The sequence below is a fragment of the Devosia sp. genome, from assembly GCF_036406155.1.
Classification (GTDB): Bacteria; Pseudomonadota; Alphaproteobacteria; order Rhizobiales; family Devosiaceae; genus Devosia_A.
The window spans coordinates 1-19,066 of record NZ_DASWVV010000069.1; the positions used below are offsets into that span (position 1 = coordinate 1).

20 protein-coding genes, 1 tRNA gene and 1 pseudogene are annotated in these 19,066 nt (G+C 67.2%); 14 read left to right on the forward strand and 8 right to left on the reverse strand.

All coding sequences use genetic code 11. The features are described from left to right. The 4 genes and pseudogenes from glyA to VGD93_RS04310 form a co-directional block, all read left to right on the forward strand. Positions 1–391 (forward strand): annotated as a pseudogene (gene glyA, locus VGD93_RS04295) (serine hydroxymethyltransferase); the annotation flags it as partial. A gap of 3 nt (positions 392–394) precedes the next feature. Beyond that, positions 395–877 carry a transcriptional regulator NrdR gene (nrdR, locus tag VGD93_RS04300; RefSeq protein WP_395009530.1) on the forward strand — a complete coding sequence of 161 codons (483 nt, stop codon included), beginning with the start codon at positions 395–397 and terminating at the stop codon, positions 875–877. A 211-nt stretch (positions 878–1,088) separates the two neighbouring features. Then, positions 1,089–1,592, forward strand: a complete 504-nt coding sequence (gene nusB, locus VGD93_RS04305) for a transcription antitermination factor NusB (protein ID WP_395009532.1) — start codon at positions 1,089–1,091, stop codon at positions 1,590–1,592. A gap of 9 nt (positions 1,593–1,601) precedes the next feature. After that, a complete protein-coding gene (locus tag VGD93_RS04310) occupies positions 1,602–2,813 on the forward strand; it encodes an MFS transporter (protein WP_395009534.1) in 1,212 nt (403 codons plus the stop codon). On the opposite strand, the gene VGD93_RS04315 is transcribed toward VGD93_RS04310, so the two are convergent. After that, the gene (locus tag VGD93_RS04315) at positions 2,810–3,274 is read right to left on the reverse strand and encodes an outer membrane protein assembly factor BamE (protein WP_395009536.1); all 465 of its coding nucleotides are present in this window, start codon (positions 3,272–3,274) and stop codon (positions 2,810–2,812) included. The two genes, VGD93_RS04310 and VGD93_RS04315, sit on opposite strands and share 4 nt — an antisense overlap. A gap of 154 nt (positions 3,275–3,428) precedes the next feature. Between VGD93_RS04315 and VGD93_RS04320 the strand changes: the two genes are divergently transcribed. The 6 genes from VGD93_RS04320 (at position 3,429) to VGD93_RS04345 (ending at position 7,536) form a co-directional block, all read left to right on the forward strand. Continuing rightward, positions 3,429–3,950, forward strand: coding sequence for a ubiquinol-cytochrome C chaperone family protein (locus VGD93_RS04320; protein WP_395009538.1), 522 nt, complete (start codon positions 3,429–3,431; stop codon positions 3,948–3,950). Further along, the gene (locus tag VGD93_RS04325) at positions 3,947–4,489 is read left to right on the forward strand and encodes a YceD family protein (RefSeq protein WP_395009540.1); all 543 of its coding nucleotides are present in this window, start codon (positions 3,947–3,949) and stop codon (positions 4,487–4,489) included. Before VGD93_RS04320 ends, VGD93_RS04325 begins: the two co-directional genes overlap by 4 nt. 78 nt (positions 4,490–4,567) lie before the next feature. Then, positions 4,568–5,638: a phosphate acyltransferase PlsX gene (plsX, locus tag VGD93_RS04330; protein ID WP_395009542.1), complete on the forward strand. Its 1,071-nt coding sequence runs from the start codon at positions 4,568–4,570 to the stop codon at positions 5,636–5,638. Further along, complete coding sequence (locus tag VGD93_RS04335; RefSeq protein WP_395009544.1) at positions 5,635–6,606, forward strand: beta-ketoacyl-ACP synthase III; 972 nt, start codon at positions 5,635–5,637, stop codon at positions 6,604–6,606. Before plsX ends, VGD93_RS04335 begins: the two co-directional genes overlap by 4 nt. Positions 6,607–6,726: 120 nt before the next feature. Next, positions 6,727–7,038: an integration host factor subunit alpha gene (locus VGD93_RS04340; protein WP_395009546.1), complete on the forward strand. Its 312-nt coding sequence runs from the start codon at positions 6,727–6,729 to the stop codon at positions 7,036–7,038. 24 nt (positions 7,039–7,062) lie between these two features. Next, positions 7,063–7,536, forward strand: a complete 474-nt coding sequence (locus VGD93_RS04345) for a MerR family transcriptional regulator (protein WP_395009548.1) — start codon at positions 7,063–7,065, stop codon at positions 7,534–7,536. A 24-nt stretch (positions 7,537–7,560) separates the two neighbouring features. Here VGD93_RS04345 and VGD93_RS04350 read toward each other — a convergent pair whose 3' ends face one another. Continuing rightward, positions 7,561–7,836, reverse strand: a complete 276-nt coding sequence (locus VGD93_RS04350) for a hypothetical protein (RefSeq protein ID WP_395009550.1) — start codon at positions 7,834–7,836, stop codon at positions 7,561–7,563. Positions 7,837–7,919: 83 nt separating this feature from the next. Beyond that, positions 7,920–7,996 (reverse strand) — tRNA-Pro (locus tag VGD93_RS04355). A 159-nt stretch (positions 7,997–8,155) separates the two neighbouring features. Here VGD93_RS04355 and VGD93_RS04360 point away from each other — a divergent pair. After that, entirely contained in the window at positions 8,156–9,091 is a 936-nt protein-coding gene (locus tag VGD93_RS04360; RefSeq protein ID WP_395009552.1) for a phosphotransferase enzyme family protein, read from the forward strand. Here VGD93_RS04360 and VGD93_RS04365 read toward each other — a convergent pair. From VGD93_RS04365 to VGD93_RS04380, 4 genes are all read right to left on the reverse strand, one after another. After that, positions 9,088–10,368, reverse strand: coding sequence for an O-antigen ligase family protein (locus VGD93_RS04365; protein WP_395009554.1), 1,281 nt, complete (start codon positions 10,366–10,368; stop codon positions 9,088–9,090). The genes VGD93_RS04360 and VGD93_RS04365 overlap by 4 nt on opposite strands. Before the next feature lie 2 nt (positions 10,369–10,370). Next, a complete protein-coding gene (locus VGD93_RS04370) occupies positions 10,371–11,894 on the reverse strand; it encodes an undecaprenyl-phosphate glucose phosphotransferase (protein ID WP_395009556.1) in 1,524 nt (507 codons plus the stop codon). A gap of 65 nt (positions 11,895–11,959) precedes the next feature. Next, on the reverse strand, positions 11,960–13,093 hold the full coding sequence (locus tag VGD93_RS04375) for a glycosyltransferase family 4 protein (protein ID WP_395009558.1): 1,134 nt from the start codon (positions 13,091–13,093) through the stop codon (positions 11,960–11,962). A 3-nt stretch (positions 13,094–13,096) separates the two neighbouring features. After that, positions 13,097–13,651 carry a polysaccharide biosynthesis/export family protein gene (locus VGD93_RS04380; RefSeq protein WP_395009560.1) on the reverse strand — a complete coding sequence of 185 codons (555 nt, stop codon included), beginning with the start codon at positions 13,649–13,651 and terminating at the stop codon, positions 13,097–13,099. 155 nt (positions 13,652–13,806) lie between these two features. On the opposite strand from VGD93_RS04380, the gene VGD93_RS04385 reads away from it, so the two are divergent. Both VGD93_RS04385 and VGD93_RS04390 read left to right on the forward strand, forming a co-directional pair. Continuing rightward, complete coding sequence (locus VGD93_RS04385; protein WP_395009562.1) at positions 13,807–15,957, forward strand: GumC family protein; 2,151 nt, start codon at positions 13,807–13,809, stop codon at positions 15,955–15,957. Between the two features lie 3 nt (positions 15,958–15,960). Continuing rightward, positions 15,961–17,034, forward strand: a complete 1,074-nt coding sequence (locus VGD93_RS04390; RefSeq protein ID WP_395009564.1) for a polysaccharide deacetylase family protein — start codon at positions 15,961–15,963, stop codon at positions 17,032–17,034. On the opposite strand, the gene VGD93_RS04395 is transcribed toward VGD93_RS04390, so the two are convergent. Further along, entirely contained in the window at positions 17,031–17,249 is a 219-nt protein-coding gene (locus tag VGD93_RS04395) for a DUF2842 domain-containing protein (protein ID WP_395009566.1), read from the reverse strand. The two genes, VGD93_RS04390 and VGD93_RS04395, sit on opposite strands and share 4 nt — an antisense overlap. Before the next feature lie 88 nt (positions 17,250–17,337). Here VGD93_RS04395 and VGD93_RS04400 point away from each other — a divergent pair, with 88 nt between their 5' ends. Continuing rightward, positions 17,338–18,396, forward strand: a complete 1,059-nt coding sequence (locus tag VGD93_RS04400) for a COX15/CtaA family protein (protein ID WP_395009568.1) — start codon at positions 17,338–17,340, stop codon at positions 18,394–18,396. The last annotated feature ends 670 nt before the right edge of the window (positions 18,397–19,066 follow it).

Here is a 19,066-nt window from a genome sequence, read left to right on the forward strand (position 1 = left end):
GGCCGCGACGCTGATCGAGCACGGCCTCGACGTCGTGTCGGGTGGTACCGACAACCACCTGATGCTGGTCGACCTGCGCAAGAAGAACGCAACAGGCAAGCGGGCGGAGCAGGGGCTCGGCCGGGCTTACATCACCTGCAACAAGAACGGTATTCCGTTCGACCCCGAAAAGCCGTTCGTGACGTCCGGGATTCGCCTTGGCACCCCAGCAGGCACGACCCGCGGCTTCGGCGAGGCGGAATACCGCGAGATCGGCAATCTCATCGTCGAGGTCCTGGACGGACTGCGCGAGGCCAACTCCGACGAAGGCAACGCGGCTGTCGAGGCAGCGGTGCGCCAGAAGGTGATCCAGCTCACGGACCGGTTCCCGATCTACCCTGGCCTGGCCTAGCCGATGCGCTGTCCCTATTGCGGAAACGACGACACGCAGGTCAAGGACAGCCGGCCCACCGAGGATTCGAGCGCCATCCGGCGCCGGCGCATCTGCAACGCCTGCGGCGGCCGCTTCACGACGTTCGAGCGCGTGCAACTGCGCGAGCTCACCGTGATCAAGAAGTCGGGTCGCAAGGTCCCCTTCGATCGGGAGAAGCTGGCGCGGTCCGTCTACACCGCCCTGCGCAAGCGATCGGTCGAGCCCGAGCGGATCGAGCGCATGATCTCGGGGGTAGTGCGGCAGCTGGAGAGTCTTGGCGAAGTCGAAATCACCTCGGATCAGATCGGCGAGTTCGTCATGGACGGGCTCAAGGGCCTCGACGACGTCGCCTTCGTCCGCTTTGCCTCCGTCTACAAGAATTTCTCGGCGGCCGACGATTTTCGCTCCTTTCTCGCCAAGCTGCACGACGAGGACGGGGACGCTTCGCGGGCCGATGACGACTGAGCGGTCTGGCCGAGGTTGACCGGCCGGCTCTGGGCGCCGATATGATGCTGACATCCAGGCGCGTGCTCGGAAGGGCACCCCGTCGCGGCGGTGCAGTTGCGATTTCGGGTCCGGCCGACTATGGGCATGGTGGCCGGAGCAGACGATTACGGCGCAGGACCGAGGAACTCTTCATGGCGATGGCGCCGCATATCCGGCCGGGAGCTCCGGCGTGACCCAGACAACGCGACGGCAGCGTGATGCGGTGAGACCCGCCAACCAGCGAAGTGCGGCGCGGCTCGCGGCTGTGCAGGCCCTCTACCAGATGGACATCGGCCGGCAGTCGCTCGAGGATACGCTTGCCCAGTTCAACGCTCATCATCTCGGGCGGGAGATCGAAGGGGAGCAGTACCTCCCCGCAGACGCGGATTTCTTCCGCCAGATCGTGAGCGGGGTCATCCGTTACCAACTCGACATCGATCCCACGGTCGACAATGCCCTGCAACGCGGCTGGCCGGTGGCCAGGATCGACGCGACGCTCCGCGCCATCCTGCGCGCCGCGACCTTCGAGCTTCTGCGTCGCAGGGACATCCCGAGCGGCGTCGTCATCACCGAGTATGTCGACATCGCCAAGGCGTTCTACGAGGAGGATGCAGCGGGCCTGGTCAACGGCGTGCTCGACGCTATCGCAAGGCAGGCCGATCGTGGCAATATGGCCGACCAGAAACCGAGTTAGGCCCTGCCCATGACCGCGGCGACCGGTTCTCCTGTCCGCAATATTGCGCTGCTGTCGATCAGCCAGGCCCTGGGGGGCTCCGGCCAGGCGATCCTGATATCCGTTGCCGCCCTCACGGCCGCCGGCATGGCGCCGGCCCAGGGGCTGGCCACGCTGCCCGTCAGCCTGATGATCATCGGCACCGCGCTCGCGACTGGACCGGCGGCATGGGCCATCCATTCGTGGGGCCGACGGCAGGGATTCGTGTTCGGAGCGGCGGTCTCCATCCCGGCGGCGTTGCTGGCGACGGCGGCTTCCTGGATCGGCAATTTCTGGCTGTTCTGCGTCGCACTCGCTGCCTTCGGGGCTTCGGCCGCCTTTGCCCAGCAATACCGCTTCGCTGCCGCCGACAGCGTGCCGGCGGCCCTCAAGTCGCGGGCCATCTCGTGGGTGCTGTTCGGCGGGGTGCTGGCCGGGTTCATCGGCCCGCAACTCACCATCCTGTCAAAGGACCTGATCCCCGGCGCGACGTTCTCGGGGGCCTATCTGGTGATGGCCGGGCTGGCCTTCCTCGCCATCGGAGCGCTGTCGCTCACGCGGCTCGCGCCGACGGTGCAACGGGCCGAGGACCGCAAGGCCGGTCGTTCGCTCGGGACCCTGCTGCGCACGCCGCAGATCGTCGTTGCCATGGTCGGCGGCGCCGCAAGCTACGCGCTGATGACGCTGGTCATGGTGGGGGCGCCGCTCGCCATGGTGTTCGTTTGCGGCCACACCACCGAAGAGGCGGCTTTCGCCATCCAGTGGCACATCATAGCGATGTTCGCGCCGAGCTTCGTGACGGGCAGCATTGTCTCCCGGCTCGGTCCGCACCTTACGGCGAGCCTGGGATTGCTCGGCATCCTGATCGCGGGCGTGGTCAGCCTGTCCGGCGTCAGCGTCGGCCATTTCGTCGCTACCCTGGTGTTGCTGGGGGTCGGCTGGAACCTCGGTTTCATCGCCTCCACGGCGCTGCTTGCCTCGAGCTACCGCCCCGAGGAAGCAGCGCGTGTCCAGGGCTTGAACGAACAGGTCGTCTTCGGCGTCATGGCTGTCGCCTCGATCGCGTCGGGCCTGCTGCTGCAGCTCATCGGCTGGCAGTCGATCAACATCCTGGCCATCGCCATTGCGGCGTGTGCGATCGCGATCCTGGCCTGGGGCCAATACGACGCAGGCAAGGCCCGTGCCGGGGGAGCCGCCTATTAGATAGAGGCCAGGATCGACTCGATGAACGTACGGTCTTCGCCGAAGGAGGGCGTCCGGCGCGACTCGATCTGGAACACCTTGCCGTCCTTGGTGCCGTACACGGCCTTGTCGATGACCTTGTTGTTCTTGTCGAAGTAGACGGCGAGAACGGTGCGGTCCTTGGCGATCTCGAGTCCGAAGGCGGTCTGCTCGACCTTCGTCTGCACGTAGTAGTAGGCCGTCTCGTTGCCGAAGCTGTTGGTCGTCTGCGGCGAGCCCAGCACCATGGTGACCAGCTGCTGGCTCTGGCCCGGCCGGATCTGCGCCAGTGCGTCCTGGGAGATGCTGTAGCCCTGCGTCCGGTGCTGCGTCAGCGACAGCCCGCTGGGACTGCACCCGGCCAGCACCATTGCAGCCGCAACGGCGGAAAGTCCGAGCAGATGGCGACTGGCAAGACTCAACGGCATGGGTTTGACTTTCAAGATGGGTCTCGACTAATACGCAGCAGGCGGCCGAGGCTCCCCTTTTGCCGCCGTCTGTTTAGCTGCCAAATGCCCCACAAGGCAAGCTGGCTCTGATTTCAGGCACCCCTTTTGCCCCGGCAGCTGCTGACCGACACGACGCTGAGCGTACCGCATGATCTTCGGAGTATTCCGCAAAAAGCCTTCCACCGAAGCGGTTTATGCCGTCTATCGCGCCATTGTGGCGCAATCCCGGCAGCCCCGTTTCTACGCGGAGTGGGGCGTCCCCGATACGGTGACCGGACGGTTCGACATGGTAAGCCTGCACATGGCGCTATTGTTCCGCCGCCTGCGTTCGGACGACGCCGACGTGAAATCGTTCGCACAGGCCGTGTTCGACCTCTTCTTCAAGGACATGGATCGCTCGCTGCGCGAGATGGGGGTGACTGATTTGGGGGTGCCGAAGAAGATCCGGCAGATGGGAAACATCTTCTATGGGTTGCTGGCGAACCTCAATGAGGCGCTGGACCGCGGCGAGCGCGCGGCGGTCGAGGCCGTGCTGGCCCGGAACCTCTTCGACGAGGGCAAGGCCGAGTCCGTGCCGGAACTTGCCGAGTACATCTTCGCCGTAGCGGCGGCGCTCGAGACGCAGCCGCTCGAGACGATCGCCCGCGGCCGCATCGAGTTTGCAGCATGAGCACCCCCCGCATCACTGACGCCAGCATCCGCCTCGACTCGATGCCGCCGGCGGGGCGAGACCTTGCCCTGTCCGTCGCCGAGGAGGAGCGCCGGCAGATTGCCGAGGCAGTCGGGGTCACGGAGGTCGCGCACCTCGATATCGCCCTGCACGCCGTGAAGTTCCGCGGGGGAATGCGGGTAACCGGGCGCCTGACGGCCGTCGTCGTGCAACCGAGCGTGATCACGCTGGAGCCGGTTCGCCAGGAGATTTCCGAGCCGGTCGACCGGGTCTTCCTCCCTGGCGGCGAGAAGCCTTACGCCGGCCCGGCCGGAGCCGAGGTCTTCGTCGATCTCGACGGCGAGGACCTTCCCGATCATTTCGAGGGCCCGGAGGCAGACCTCTCCGGCCTGATCATCGAAACCCTGGCTCTCGCCATCGACCCCTATCCACGGGCCGAGGGGGAAAGCCTCGATACGCTGGGCCTGCCGGAAGCAGACCGGGATGAATCGCCGTTTGCCGGGCTCCGATCCCTCAAGAAGAACGAAGACAAGGCCTGATCCGGTTTGGCTTGCGCGACCGGGGCGTTTGGGTATTTTGGCGACCGGCCCGCGCGGCAGGGCAATTGATAGGCGGTTATGAGCGATTCCATTCGCATTTCGGTAGACGCCATGGGCGGCGACAAGGGGCCGCGCGTGGTGTTTCACGGTGCCCGCCTCGCCCTGCGGGAGCGTCGCAACATCAAGTACGTCTTTCACGGCCGCGCGGACGAGCTTCGTCCGCTGCTCGACGAATATCCGGAGCTGAAGCCGGTCTCCAGGATCGTCCACAGCGACAATGTGATCGCGATGGACGACAAGCCGTCCCAGGCCTTGCGCAAGGGGCGCGGCACTTCGTCGATGTGGGCGGCTCTGGAGACAGTCCGGGCAGGGGAGGCCGACGTCGCCATCTCGGGAGGCAATACCGGTGCCCTGATGGCGATGGCGACATTCTGCCTGCGACCCATGGAAGGGATTGCGCGGCCAGCGATCGCGGCCATCTGGCCCACGCTGCGGACCGACATCATCGTGCTCGATGTCGGCGCCACCGTAGGCGCGGACGCCCGCCAGCTCGTCGACTTCTCGATCCTGGGGGCGGCGCTGGCGCGGGCCCTGTTCGACCAGGAGACGCCGACCGTGGGGCTGCTCAATATCGGCACCGAGGAGCTCAAGGGGCACGACGAGGTGCGGGATGCGGCCCGCTTCCTGGCCGATGCCAGCGGAGCTGGTTTCGTCTATCACGGTTTCGTCGAGGGCGACGACATCGGCAAGGGCACCGTGGACGTGGTCGTCACCGAGGGCTTCACCGGCAATATCGCACTGAAGACCGCCGAAGGGACAGCGCGCCAGGTGGGCACCTATATGCGCGAGGCGCTGAAGGCGGACCCGATCTCCATGCTCGGCGCCGCCATTGCCGGGCGCGCCCTGCAGGCACTCAAGCGCAAGCTCGATCCACGCAACATCAATGGCGGCGTCTTCCTGGGCCTCAACGGTATCGTCATAAAGAGCCACGGGGGCACCGACGAGATCGGCTTCAAGGCCGCCCTGGGCCTGGCCTACGAGATGGCGCGCAGCCGCCTCATCGACAAGATTGGCGAGGGCCTGCGCCGCTTCCCTGCCTTGCCTGTCGAGGCTTCGACAAGATCAGAACCAGAGGGCAATCCGGCTTGAACGAGAGACACTCCATCGTACGCAGTGTCGGCGCCTACCTGCCGGCCCGCATCCTGACGAATGACGAACTGGCCAAGATGGTCGACACGTCGGACGAATGGATCGTGCAGCGAACTGGTATCCGCCAGCGCCACATCGCGGCCGAGGGCGAAAACACTTCGGACCTTGCCGCGGCCGCGGGCCGCAAGGCGTTGGAGAACGCCGGAGTCGGCATCGAGGACATTGACCTCATCATCGTCGCCACGACAACGCCGGACATGACGTTCCCCGCCACGGCGACGCTGGTGCAGCAGAAGCTCGGCATGCATCACGGCGCGGCATTTGACCTCCAGGCGGTGTGTTCGGGCTTTGTCTTCGCGGTTGCCACCGCGGATTCCTATCTCAAGAACAACCTCGCCCGGCGGGTGCTGGTCATCGGGGCCGAGACATTCTCCCGCATCCTCGACTGGACCGACCGCACGACCTGCGTGTTGTTCGGCGACGGTGCCGGCGCCGTTGTCATGGAACTGGGCAAGGAGGGCCCGCCGGAGCGAGGCGTGCTCGCCTCGAGCCTGCGCTCCGACGGCAGGCACTGGAACAAACTGTATACCGATGGCGGCCCCTCATCGACGCGCAGCATGGGGCTCGTCCGCATGGAGGGCAAGGAGGTCTTCAAGCACGCCGTGGGCATGATCACCGACGTCGTCCACAACGTCCTCGACGCCGCCGGTTACGGCATCGACGACCTCGACTGGTTCGTGCCCCACCAGGCCAACAAGCGCATCATCGACGGCGCAGGGGTCAAGCTCGGAATCCCGCCAGAGAAGGTCGTGGTGACGGTAGACCGCCACGCCAACACATCGGCGGCGTCCGTGCCGCTTGCACTGAGCACGGCCGTGGCGGACGGCCGCATCAAGCGGGGCGACCTGGTGATGATCGAAGCCATGGGCGGCGGCTTCACCTGGGGGGCCTCGCTGATTCGCTGGTAGCCCATCATATTGATTGGTAAGTATGATTGTCAGCGCGGGCTGGCCGCGTTAATCTTTTCCGGTGCTTAGGTGGGGCGCTTGGCGGGGGTTGTCACCCAGTTTGGCGAAACGGAGGGGAGAATGGCGCAGAAGACGGTGACCCGGGCCGACCTCGCGGAGGCGGTCTACGAAACGGTTGGCCTGTCCAGAACCGAATCGGCCGAACTGGTCGAGCGCGTCCTCGACCTGATCTCGGAAGCGCTGGTTTCGGGCCAGCACGTCAAGCTGTCGTCCTTCGGCTCTTTCCATGTCAGGTCCAAGAACGAGCGCATCGGACGCAATCCCAAGACAGGCGAAGAAGTTCCGATCCTGCCGCGGCAGGTGCTGGTGTTCAAACCCAGCAATGTATTGAAATCCAAGATCAACAAATCTATGGTTCGTACTGGAAAATAAGCCAGTTTTGTGGGGTCACGCCGGGTGGAGAAGTCACCAGACGCCTTCCGTACGATCTCTGAGGCCGCCGAGGAACTGGATCTGCCGCAGCACGTGTTGCGGTTCTGGGAGACGCGTTTCTCGAACATCAAGCCGCTGAAGCGCGGGGGCGGTCGGCGGTATTATCGGCCGGAGGACGTGTTGTTGCTCAAGGGCATCCGGCACCTTCTCTACGACCAAGGGTTCACCATCAAGGGCGTGCAGCGCATCCTCAAGGACCAAGGGATCCGCTACGTTATCGGTATCGGCGAGGGGCAACCCATCGAACCTGTGGTGCAGGCACCTGCAGCCACCGTACCCGCTGCGCAGCGCGGCGCGATCCCGCCCGAGGTGGAGCCGGAGCCGGCGCCCACCGTGGCGGGCAAGGGGCTCAGCGGTAGTGACCGGGAAAAGCTTGCCGGCGTGCTGCGCGAATTGCTGGACTGCAAGCGCATCCTCGAGCGGGCCCGCGAAGGATAGTGTACTCGTTCGGCGCTGCACACCTCACAGCAGGCCGGCTTCCTCGCAGTCACGCAGCGTAAAGGTCACATGCGCCAGGTAATAGGCGCTCGCCGGATCGTTCGATTCTTCGTCGACGTTGAACTCCGCGGTCAGTGACTCGCGTGACTTTGCCTCGAGACCCTGGCACGCCGCCCGCAACTCCGCCTTGCGGTAGTCGGGGTAGATCTGGTTGCCCAAGACGAAGGCCGCCGGTGTCGCCGTCGGCACCGCGACCATGCCAACGGCCACGGCCGCCGTCAGCAATCTGTGAATTGCCATTCCGACCTCCTGTTGTTCGCTTCCGGATAACTATCCAGAGCGCCCTGAGGTTGCCGCACGCGAGGTCCGCGATGAGGGTTGAATGGTCGGAGTGGCCGGATTTGAACCGACGACCCTTTGTCCCCCAGACAAATGCGCTACCAGGCTGCGCTACACCCCGACGAGGCACTATCTAGTCGCTCGGCGCTGCCAAGGCAACCCTTTGCACGTCCGTCGCTGTCCGTTGACGGCGCCTCGCAAAGGCCGCAGAAGCCGTCGGGAACCGCGCGTGGCGGTCGCCTGGCGGTGCCCTCGAGCCGTGGAGTGCGAAGTGCGAGAATTGGACGTTCCCGGCCTCGACGCCTGCCTTGAGCGCTGGAGCGAGACGTGCGGCGGCCGGGCGACGCTCATCAACCTGTCGGAGAACCACACATATCGGGTCGATGGGCCGAATGGCGTGCGGCACATCCTGAGGGTCCACCGTCCCGGCTACCAGACGCCGGAGTCGATCGACAGCGAACTCGCCTGGATCGCGGCGCTGGAGAAAACGGGGCTGCCGCTGCCGCGGGCGCTCCCCGGCCGGGACGGGGCACTGGTCCAGGACGCGGGGGGGCGTTCGGCCGTGCTATTCTGCTTCGAGCCGGGCCGCGAACCCCAGCCGGGAGAGGATCTGTCCGGGCTGTTCCGCACGATCGGCGGGTTCGCGGCGGTGGCGCATCGGCATGTGCAATCCTGGACCTTGCCCCCGGGGTTCGAAAGGCCGCATTGGACCGAGACGGCGATCCTCGATGCCGATGGCCTGTGGGGGGACTGGCGTCAGGCGCCCGGCGTGGTCGGGTCGGTACGCCGGACCCTCGGGGAAGTCGACAGCAGGCTGCGGCTGGCCCTTCACGCCTACGGCCGCGGACCGGACCGCTACGGCCTGATCCACGCTGACATGCGGCTCGCCAACCTGTTGGTTGACGACGGCCGCGTGACGCTCATCGACTTCGACGACTGTGGCTTCGGCTGGTTCCTGTACGACCTGGCTGCCAGCCTCTCGTTCATCGAGACGACGCCGCAGGCGGCGGCACTCAGGCGTTGCTGGATCGAGGGCTACAGCGCCATCCGTCCGCTTTCGGCGGATGACCTGGGCATGATCGACGCCATGGTGCTGCTGCGGCGCATGGCGCTTCTGGCCTGGATCGGTTCGCACGGGGAAACCGAACTTGCAGCACAGCACCGGGAACGTTTCGCCGCGGAGACCGCCGCCCTGGCCGAGGCGTGGATGGACTAGACCGGTGTTGGGAGTCGCTTCGACTCCTCGGCCTCCACGCGCTGGTAGGCCGCTGTCACGCCCCAGATCAGCCCCGCCAGAAGGTAGAAGTGGCGCCAGTGGTCGAGATCGATGATGGCGGCCTCGATACTGAGGATGCCGAAGGTTGAGATCAGCGGGATGAGCAACAGGCGGTTCGGGGAGGGGCGGACGACGAAGCGGGCCCCCCGCCAGATGGTCGTGGCGATGAGCAGGACCATTGCCAGCCCGCCACCCCAGCCATAGGACAGGAAGACGTTCACATAGGTATTGTGCGGTTCCTCCTTGACGCGGGTGTTGCGGAATTCGAGCGGCCCGAGGCCGAGTGGATGGGACAGTGCCAGGTCGAAGGCGAAGGCCTGGCGGCCAAAGCGCCCGGTGGCGCCCTCGTCATAGGACTGGGCGCTGGCGCGGGTTTCGAACAGTTCCCCCACCTGCGGGATGGCCAGCAGCCCGGCCAGCGCGATCAGCAACGCCAGCGCTCCCGCCATCCCCACCAGGATCATCCTCACCCGGTCCCGGGTCTGCGCCTCGAAAATGAAGACCAGCACGAACACCAGCACGCCGGAAGCGGCCAGATGCCCCCAGGCCGCCCGCGAGAAACTGACGAAGACGCCCACGAAAAGAAGCCCGAAGAGCGCCCCTGCCAGAAGCTGGCGTCTGCCGGTAGCCAGCAGGACGCGCTGCAGCAGGTACATCGCGGGCAGCACCAGGAAGGGGCCGTAGACATTCGGGTCCTTGAACAGGGCCTTGGCCCGGCCATAGAGGGTCAGCGCATTGGCGCCCGGAACCAGGTCGAGGTACCCCATGAGCCCAGCCAGCGCCGAAAGAGCCGCCGCCGCGATATAGGCCCAGACAACCAGTCGGATGCGCCGCTGCGGCGCATCCGCCACGAAGTTGGCAACAAAATAGGCTGTAAACAGCAGGAAAATGGTTACGGCCAGGTAGACCAGACTCTCGCCTAATGGCGTGTATTTCACCTGAAAGGCGGCAATGAGCCCGAACGGGATGAAGCAGGTGAGCAACAGCAACAGTCCCAGGGTCGAACGGTGCAGGCCGAAGCCTCCAAGCATGGCGAGGGCAAGGACCAGAATGAAGGTCAACTCATAAGGGGAGGGCTCGGTGGCCACGAAAGCTCCGGAGACCACCCAGATGACTACCAGCCGGTCCAGCAGGGTGCCCGCACGGCTGCGAAGCCAGGCCCGGCCGAGCCCGGCCTGGCTCGTCGCGCGCCGCTGGGCGACGGCTACATCCACCATGTTCAGAACGCGTTCTCGCGGCGGACAAGCAGCGAGATCGGGGTCATGAGGATGATGTAGACATCGAGCAGCAGCGACCAGTTCTCGATGTAGTGCAGATCGGCATGCACGCGGTTCAGGATCTTGTCGACGGTATCGGTCTCGCCCCGCCAGCCGTGTATCTGGGCCCAGCCGGTGATCCCCGGCTTCACCCGGTGCCGCGCGAAATAGCCTTCGACCGCCTCATAGTAGAGCTGGTTGGCGGCCTTGGCCTCCAGGGCGTGGGGGCGCGGCCCGACGATCGACAGATCACCCCTGAGCACGTTGAACAGCTGCGGGAGTTCGTCGATCGACGTGCTGCGGATGAACCGACCCACGCGGGTCACGCGCGGATCCCCCTTGGTCACCAGACGGCTCGCGGTCAGGTCCTGCTGGTCGGCGTACATCGAGCGGAACTTGAAGACCTCGATGATCTCGTTGTTGAATCCCTGCCGTTTCTGCCGGAACAGCACCGGCCCCTTGCTGTCGAGCTTGATGGCGAGGGCGGTGGCGAGCATCACCGGCCAAAGCAGGCCAAGTGCCAGTATGGCCACCGCCTTGTCGAACACCCACTTGAACACGAGGTTCCAGTCCGTGATCGGGCGGTCGAGCACGTCGAAGACGGGAACGCTGCCGACATGGGAATAGGCGCGGCGGGTGAAGCGCAATTTGCTCATGTGGGCCGACAGGCGAATGTCGACCGGCAGGACCCAAAGCTGCTTCAGCATGTCCAGGACCCGGGCTTCGGCGGACACCGGCATCGAGACGATCACCAGATCGACGCGCGTCCGCCGCGCGAACTCGGCGAGTTCGGAGACCCGGCCCAGCTTCTTCAGGCCCGCTACCTCCGCCGGCGAGCGCTCGTCCAGCCGGTCGTCGAACAAGCCCAACAGGTTGATGTCGTTCTCGGCGGTGTTCCGGATCGCTTCGATCAGCATCCTCGCGTCCGGTCCACCGCCGACGACGACCGTGCGCAGCTTCAGCCTGCCGTCACGGGTCCAGTGCCGGATCAGCGAGCGCAGCACCAGGCGGAACGCCACCAGCAGAAGCGCCCCGGCCGCGTACCAGCTGACGAGCCAGACGCGCGAAACCAGGTCGGCGGACTTGAAGAGCACGAGGCCGACCGCGAGAAGCGTGAAGGTCAGCGACCAGGCGGCCAGCACGCGCAGCAACTGTCTCGCCAGCGTCCGGTATGCGGCGATGCGGTGGGTGCGAGCGCCGTGCTGCATGATGTTGGCGACGGCCACCGTCGCCAGCGTGACGAAGAGGTAGAACGGCCGTTCGTCCCCCGCCACGTAGAGCGCATGAATGGAAAGGCCGAGTCCCGCGAGCAGGACAGCCTCGGCCATTTGCACCAACCCCGAAATGACGGCGGCCGAATAGGTGGGTTCCGCGGGTCGGGCGATCACCTCCCGGGCTGCCACCGACAGGCCTGCCGGCTGCTGCGGTGCGGCAGCGGGGGTGGCGACGCGATCGGGGGTGGCCGGTTTTGGGTCGAGGCGGAACATCTGTCAGGACGTGCGGAAAGTGCCTTGTCCGGTCGAGGCTACGGACGGACCGGTGAACATCTGGTTTAGCGGGCGCTTCGGCCGGCAAGAGTCTGCCGGTACAGGACCTCGATGGCGCTTACCATGCGCTCGGCCGAGAAATGGCGGGAGACGTATTCACGCCGCTCGATGGCCTCGGCTTCCGCCGCCGCCGGGTTGTCCATGAAATGCTGCATCGCCATGCCGAGGGCGGAAACGTCGCCGGGAGGGACAAGGCCGGTCGCCGTCGGCCCGAAGATCTCCGGAATGCCGCCGACCCGGGTGGCAAGCATCGGGCGGGAGGCGGCCGCCGCCTCGAGGACGACGTAGGGCAGGGACTCCTTGAGCGAAGGAACGACGACGCAGCGGCCCTGTTGCAGGGTCGGGCGCGCCGGCCGGACGCCGAGCAGCTTCACCCGCTCCGCCAGGCCCCGGGCCGCGACCTGCTGGCGGAAGGACTCGAACTCGGGGCCGCCGCCTGCCATCACCAGGCGTGCCGGGCGACCGTCGGGGGCACGAAGGTCGGCGAGGGCATCGAGCAGGACATGAATGCCCTTGAGCGCGCGGAACTCGCCGACGAAGACGAAGTCGGCGGCGTCGGGATCGACTGCAACCGGGTCGAACTCGGCCGGCCGGAGGCCGTTGTGGATGACCGGGTCGGGGCAGCGCGGCGCCCCGATCATTTCGTGAAACCTGTCCCGGGCGTAGGCGCTCTCGAAGACGATCGCGCTCGTGCGGGGCAAGAGGGCGCGTTCAAATGCCCTGAAGAGCCGGCCCGAGATGGACGCCACGGGAAAGTGCAACACCCCGCCATGGGTGGTGTACACGGCGACGCTGTCACTGCCGGCGCCGAGGCGGGCATTGAGCCCGCCCTTGGCGCCGTGGCCGTGCAGTACCTCCACACGCAGCGCGCGGGCCAGCCGCCGAACCCGGAGGGGCGTGAGGAAATCCCCCGTGCCCAGTACCCGAGGGATGGGCAGGCTATGGATGCCCAGCGCCGCCATCGGCCGCAGGGCGGCGAGGCGTTGCTCGGTCAGTGCATCCGCGCTCAGGCTGTCGACCACGATGCCGAGCTTGTGCCCGCGCCTCGCAAGGCCTTCGGTCAGGTCGCCGACGTGCCGGAACAGGCCCCCGACGGGCGCCCGCAGGATCTGCAGGATGCGGAGCGGCGTGTCCGCCATCGCCTAGAACCAGCGCTCCGGCACGGTGATGGCGTCGCTGGGGTAGATCGGGAAATCGAGATCGACGAGCGCCTCGACCACCTGTCGGCCCTGTCGGCGGTGGATGACTGCCCGCGTCCTGTCAGCAGTGTCCGAGAACCCGCCGGCGGTGCTGACCGCCGCCCGCACGGTCATTCCGTACACATAGGGATACTGTCCGCCATTCGCGACGGCGCCCTGAATGTAGAACGGACGGTACTGCTCGACTTCGACCGTGACGCTGGGTTCGCGGATATAGCCGCCTGCCAGGGCCGCGGCGATGCGGGCAGCGGCCAACTGGGTGGTGAGGCCTCGCACGCCCACCGGCCCCGCGAGCGGTACGGCCACCGCCCCGGTGTCGTCGATCACGTAGCTGCGGCTCAGGTCCGCCTCGCCATACACCGCGATGCGCAGGGTGTCGCCGCTGTCGAGCAGGTACGGCCCGCCCGGCCTGTCGAGAGATGTTGCGGGCCTCGCGTTGAGGGCGCAGGCAGCGAGCGGCACCAGCAACAGTATCGACAGTAGCCTCAGCCAACGCATGGAAAACTCATAAATTGGATCGCCGCAATGTGCCGCCGCATGGTTAACAATCCGCTTATAGGCGAGGCAGATGCAGCGCGATTTGCAGGGCGGCTTAACCGAATGCTTACCATGCCACCGCGATAACTCGGGCAGATCACTACGAGACGTGGCCGATGACGGACGAGTCGACACACGTGGCCGACCTGCGCATTGACATGGGCATGCTGCTCCGCGCCCTGCGTTCGCGTTGGCTGCGCATCGCGGTCGTTACCGCCGGCATTCTCATCGCCACGGCCGCCGTGCTGCTGTTTGTTCCCAAGACGTACGAATCGACGGCGGGCCTGCTGGTCGAGGAACGTGCCAATGTGCTGGAAGCGGGCGGGGGTGGGGGAAGCACCATCCCGGTCGCAGCGATGATGGCGAGCCAGATCGAGCTGATCAAATCGCGCGACACGCTGCTGTCCGTCATCGACATGGAAAACCTCCGGTCGGAACCGGAGTTCATTGGCGCGGGCGTGTCGCCGACGCGCCTGGTGGGGCAACTGCTGGGGCGAAAGCCGGCGCAGGTCGGGCTCGAGGAAACCGTGCTGCAGAACCTCAACGATCGGCTGACCGTCGTCCAGGAGCGCGATTCGGCGGTCATTTCGGTGATCGTCCGCACGGGGCAGCCGGAGCTGTCGGCTCGCATCGCCAACGCCATTGCCGAGGCCCATGTGCGTCGGCGCGCCGGCCTGTCGCTGTCGGACACGGCCGCGGCGTCGGGCTGGTTGAAGCAGGAAGTCGACCGACTGCGCATCAAGGTCCAGCAGGCGGAAGCCGCTGTCGCCAGCTATCGCATCGACAACGATCTGTTTCCGGGAACCGACAGCAGCAACATCCTCAACCAGCAGCTCAGCAGCCTGTCGGGCCAGATCACCGCGGCCCAGGAGCGCAGGAGCGCCGCACAGGCCCGCGCCGGCCTGATCCGTGGCCTGCTCGAGGCCGGGCAGCCGCTGGACGGCGTAAGCGACGTGCGCGGGTCCGCCATCGTCCAGGAACTCATCCAGACGCGCGCCACCCTGCAGGGCGATCTGGCGCAGCGTTCCACGACCCTGTTGCCCGCCCATCCCACGATCAGGGCACTCAAGGCCCAGATTGCCGAGGTGGACCGACAGATCGCCAGCGAAGCGCGCCGCGTCGCCGACACGCTCGAGGCAGAGGCCGAGATTGAAGGCAACATGGAGGCGGCGCTGCGCGACGACCTCGCCCGCCTCAAGGTTTCGGTATCGACCGCCGCCAGGGACAACGTGACCCTGGCCGGCCTCGAGCGCGAAGCCAAGGCGCAGCGCGACCTGCTCGAGAGCTATCTGGCGCGCTACAACGAAGCCCTGTCGCGGACCGAATCCTCGTCCGCCCTGCCTGACGTGCGAGTGGTCACCCTGGCGGCGCCGGCGGTGCAGCCCGCCTCTCCCAAGACGGCGATGATCCTCGGGGCAGTGGGGTTCACCGCGCTGGCCCTGCAGATCGGCGGGGTGCTGTTCTCCGAGCTGCTCTCCGGCCGCGGGTTGGGCGAGCGCATCCGGATCGAGGTCGCGGAGCCGCCAACGCTGCAAGTGCCTGCGCTGGAGCAGGTCGCGGCAACGCCGCGCCCCGGCTCCGAGATAGGTCTTCTCGGTGCGGAGGAGGAGGCCGGCTTCGTAGAGGCCGCGCGGGCCTCCCGCGCCCCCGAAGAACCGGTCATGCGCGCCGCCGCCGAGATCGCGGCCGCGCTGCCCGATGACGCCATGGCCCCCGCAACTGCCGGGCTGGGGTCGCTCCTGGACGAGGTTGCGGCCGGACAAGCCCGAGTGGTGATGCTCGCCGCTCTCGACGCTGGCACGGAGGCGCTCGAGATTTCAGACGCGCTCGTGGCCGGCTGCCTGCGCCTCGGCCTGAGCGTCTGTCGCGTGGACGCCGGTAGCGGATGCGCCGCGGAGGAACCCGGCCTCACCGATCTCAGCGCCGGCCGTGCCAGCTTCGGCGACGTGGTCCACCGGGTGGGGGAGGGGCTGGCCGAGGTCTGCTGGGGCACGCTGCCGGCGCCCGAGCGGCGGTCGATGAAGCCGGCCACATTGGTTGCCGCGCTGACCGACGTCTACGACGTCGCGATCGTCAACACCGGGCGCATCGGGCTCGCCTCGACGCTGCCGCTATTTGCCGGAATCGACTGCCGGCTCGTGCTCGTCGGCGACGAGTCCGCCGACAATGCCCGGCTCGCGGCAGCCACGGACGACGCGGCGGCCCTCGGCTATGATGTAAGCCATGTGCTGTCGGCGGTGGCCCGGCGCCGCGCCGAAGTGGCCTGAGCGGTGGCACCCCTCAGATATCTGGGCTACCGCGCAGCGCTGGAGCTGCTGTGGGCGTCGCGCCTCACGGCGCTGATCCGCCGCTTCTCCACGTGCCGCGGCATCATCTTCACGCTGCACCGGGTACTCCCCGACGATCCGGCCGATTTCGCGCCCAATGCCATCCTGCAGGTCCGGCCGGAATTCCTCGCGGCGGCGGTGGCAAGGGTGCGGGAACTGGGGTTCGACATCGTCGATCTCGACGAGGCCTTGCGCCGCGTCGAATCCGCAAAGCCGGAAAAGCCATTCGCCGTCTTCACCTTCGACGACGCCTACCGCGACAACCTCAGACACGCGTTGCCGCTGCTGCGGCGGCTGCAGTGTCCCTTCACGCTCTACGTCCCCACGGCCCTCGTCGACGGCGTCGGCGAGGTTTGGTGGCAGGCCCTCGAGGACATCATCGCCGCGCAGTCGGCGATCGCCGTCACCTATCTCGGCGAGACCGAATATCTGCCCACCGAATCCGTGGAACAGAAATATCGGGCCTATGGCAGCATCTACCGGCGGATGCGCGCCATGCCGGAGCCCGACCGCGTCGCCCTGATCCGCGAGCTTGCCGCCCAGTATGGCCTCGACCTCGCGGCGCATTGCCGCGACTTGATCATGGACTGGAACGAGTTGCGCGTTTTCGCCACCGAGCAACTGTGCACGCTGGGTGCGCATTCGGTCCATCACTTCGAGCTGGCCAAGCTCGCGCCCTCGGCCATGAGGAACGAGATCGACCAATCGGTGCGGGTGATGAAGGCCCAGTTCGGCGCCGCCCCCCTGCACTTTTCCTATCCCATCGGCGGCGCGGCGTCGGCCGGCCCCCGCGAGTTCGCCATGGCACGGGAACTGGGCCTGCGCAGCGCCGTCACCACGCGCCCCGGCGGCGTTTACGCCCACCATCGCGACCGCCTGCACGCGCTGCCGCGCGTTTCGCTCAACGGCCTGTTCCAGGAGCGCCGCTACGTCGACGTCCTCGCGACCGGGGCCGTGTTCTCGCTGCTGCGGGATGGGGCGAACGATCGGGGCGGGGGCTCGCCCGACGGCGGCTAGTGCGTGCCGGCCCGGTCCGGCCGTGACATCCAGCGGACGATCCAGGCAGCGGGGAAGAACCACAGCGCGCCGGCGACGGCAAAATAGGCGAGCAGCGCCCACCATGGTGCGGCGGCCAGGAAATTGGCGTAGATGGTTCCGACCAGGATCGAGTAGACCACGATCGAGACCAGCACCAGCATGGTGCCGAGCAGTTTTCGGGTGCGTTGCGTCATCTGTTCTCTGTTGCCGGGTGCGGCATCGGCACCATTGCCAACGGACAGGACGAAGACGTACCAGTCCGGACCGGATATGGAGAGCAGATTGGACCTGAGTGCAACCCAGTTGAGTGTGGCGCCCGCCGCCCCCGATCGCCTGCGGCCGGTGCGGGTCTGGCTGTATTGCATGGCGGCGCTGGTCCTGCTGATGGTGGTGGTCGGCGGGGCCACCCGCCTCACCGATTCCGGCCTCTCCATCACCAGCTGGCGCCCCATTTCCGGCATGGTGCCGCCGCTGTCCGACGCCGACTGGAACGCCGAGTTCGAGGCCTACAAGCAGATTCCGCAGTTCCAGGTGCTGCATTCGTGGATGAGCCTCGAGGATTTCAAGTTCATCTTCTGGTGGGAGTGGGGACACCGCTTCCTCGGCCGGATCATCGGCTTCGCCTTCGCCATCCCGTTCCTCGTCTTCCTCGTGCAGCGCCGCTTCACCTGGAACCTCGCCGCCCCGCTCGCCGGGCTGTTCGTCCTGGGCGGCTTCCAGGGCTTCCTCGGCTGGTGGATGGTGACTTCCGGCCTGAGCGAGCTGACGTCGGTGTCCCAGTACCGGCTGGCCGCGCACCTCAGCGCCGCAGCGTTGCTGTTCGTGGCGCTGGTCTGGGTGGCCCGCCGCCTGACCCCCGGCGTCCGCCCTGACGCGCGCGGCGGCACCGTCGCGGCCGTGGTACTGCTGGCGCTGCTGCTCGTGCAGATCGCGGCCGGCGGCTTCGTCGCCGGGCTGGATGCCGGCATGGGCTACAATACCTGGCCGCTGATGGACGGCGCGCTGATCCCGGCCGGGCTCGACGTCATGACGCCGTTCTGGCGCAATCTGTTCGAGAATGCGCTCACGGTGCAGTTCAACCATCGCCTGCTGGCCTACGCCATCGTCGCCTACGCCGCCATCCTGTGGTGGCGCCGCCGCCGGGCAGGGGGCCTTGCCGGCGCCCACGCCTGGCTGCCCCGCATCGCGCTGCTCGTCCTGCTGCAGGTGGGGCTCGGCATTGCGACACTGCTCTTCATGGTGCCGATCTCGCTGGCGCTGGGCCACCAGGCCCTGGCCTTCATGCTCGCCGGGATGGTAACGGCCTATCTCGCCGACATGCGCCCGGCCCGCGGCAGCTGAGGCGGCGCGCGCCGAGGCGCCGGCCGGCCGCGTGGCCTCCGGGTTCGGGGCAGTGGGACGGCGCCGGCGGGGACTGGCCCCACGCGGTAGTCCGCAGAAGAACGAGGCGCTCGCCCCGCCGGCACGACCGGGATTTTGGGCCTATGGCGCGGCGGGCGGGGTGCATCCCCTGCCGCATCGCGAGGACGGTGGGCGGCTTGGTCGACCGGGGAGAGCCCCCGCATCGCCGCGCCAGCCGGGCGGGCGAACCCGCCACGGCCGTTCCCCGCCCCGCGACGGCTCCGGTGGAGCCGTGCGGCGGCAGGGAAACTCCCGGCCGCCTCAAGGGTGGCGGCCGTCGTCCCTCGGGAGGCGCCCATTGCCGCCTCCCCCCGCGTTAATAGCGGCTTGACCGGCTAACCGGCCCACGCCGACACGCTTTCAGCCTGGCGCGATGCGACCACCGCGCCACCCGGCCCCCCGCCCGCGAACCGTTCGTTCGCGATCCCGTCCGCCTGCGGGCAGGTGAGGGGAGTCTAGCGGCGGCGGAGGCGGCGGGGATTATTTTGTTGTGGCTGTTCTTGCGGCGGCTGCGATTGTCGCAAGGATAGCCCGGCGCGGAGCCCCACAGCTCCGGCGCCGGGCAGCGGGCGGGCCTGGCGGGGATAGGCCAGACAGGCCGTAACTTATC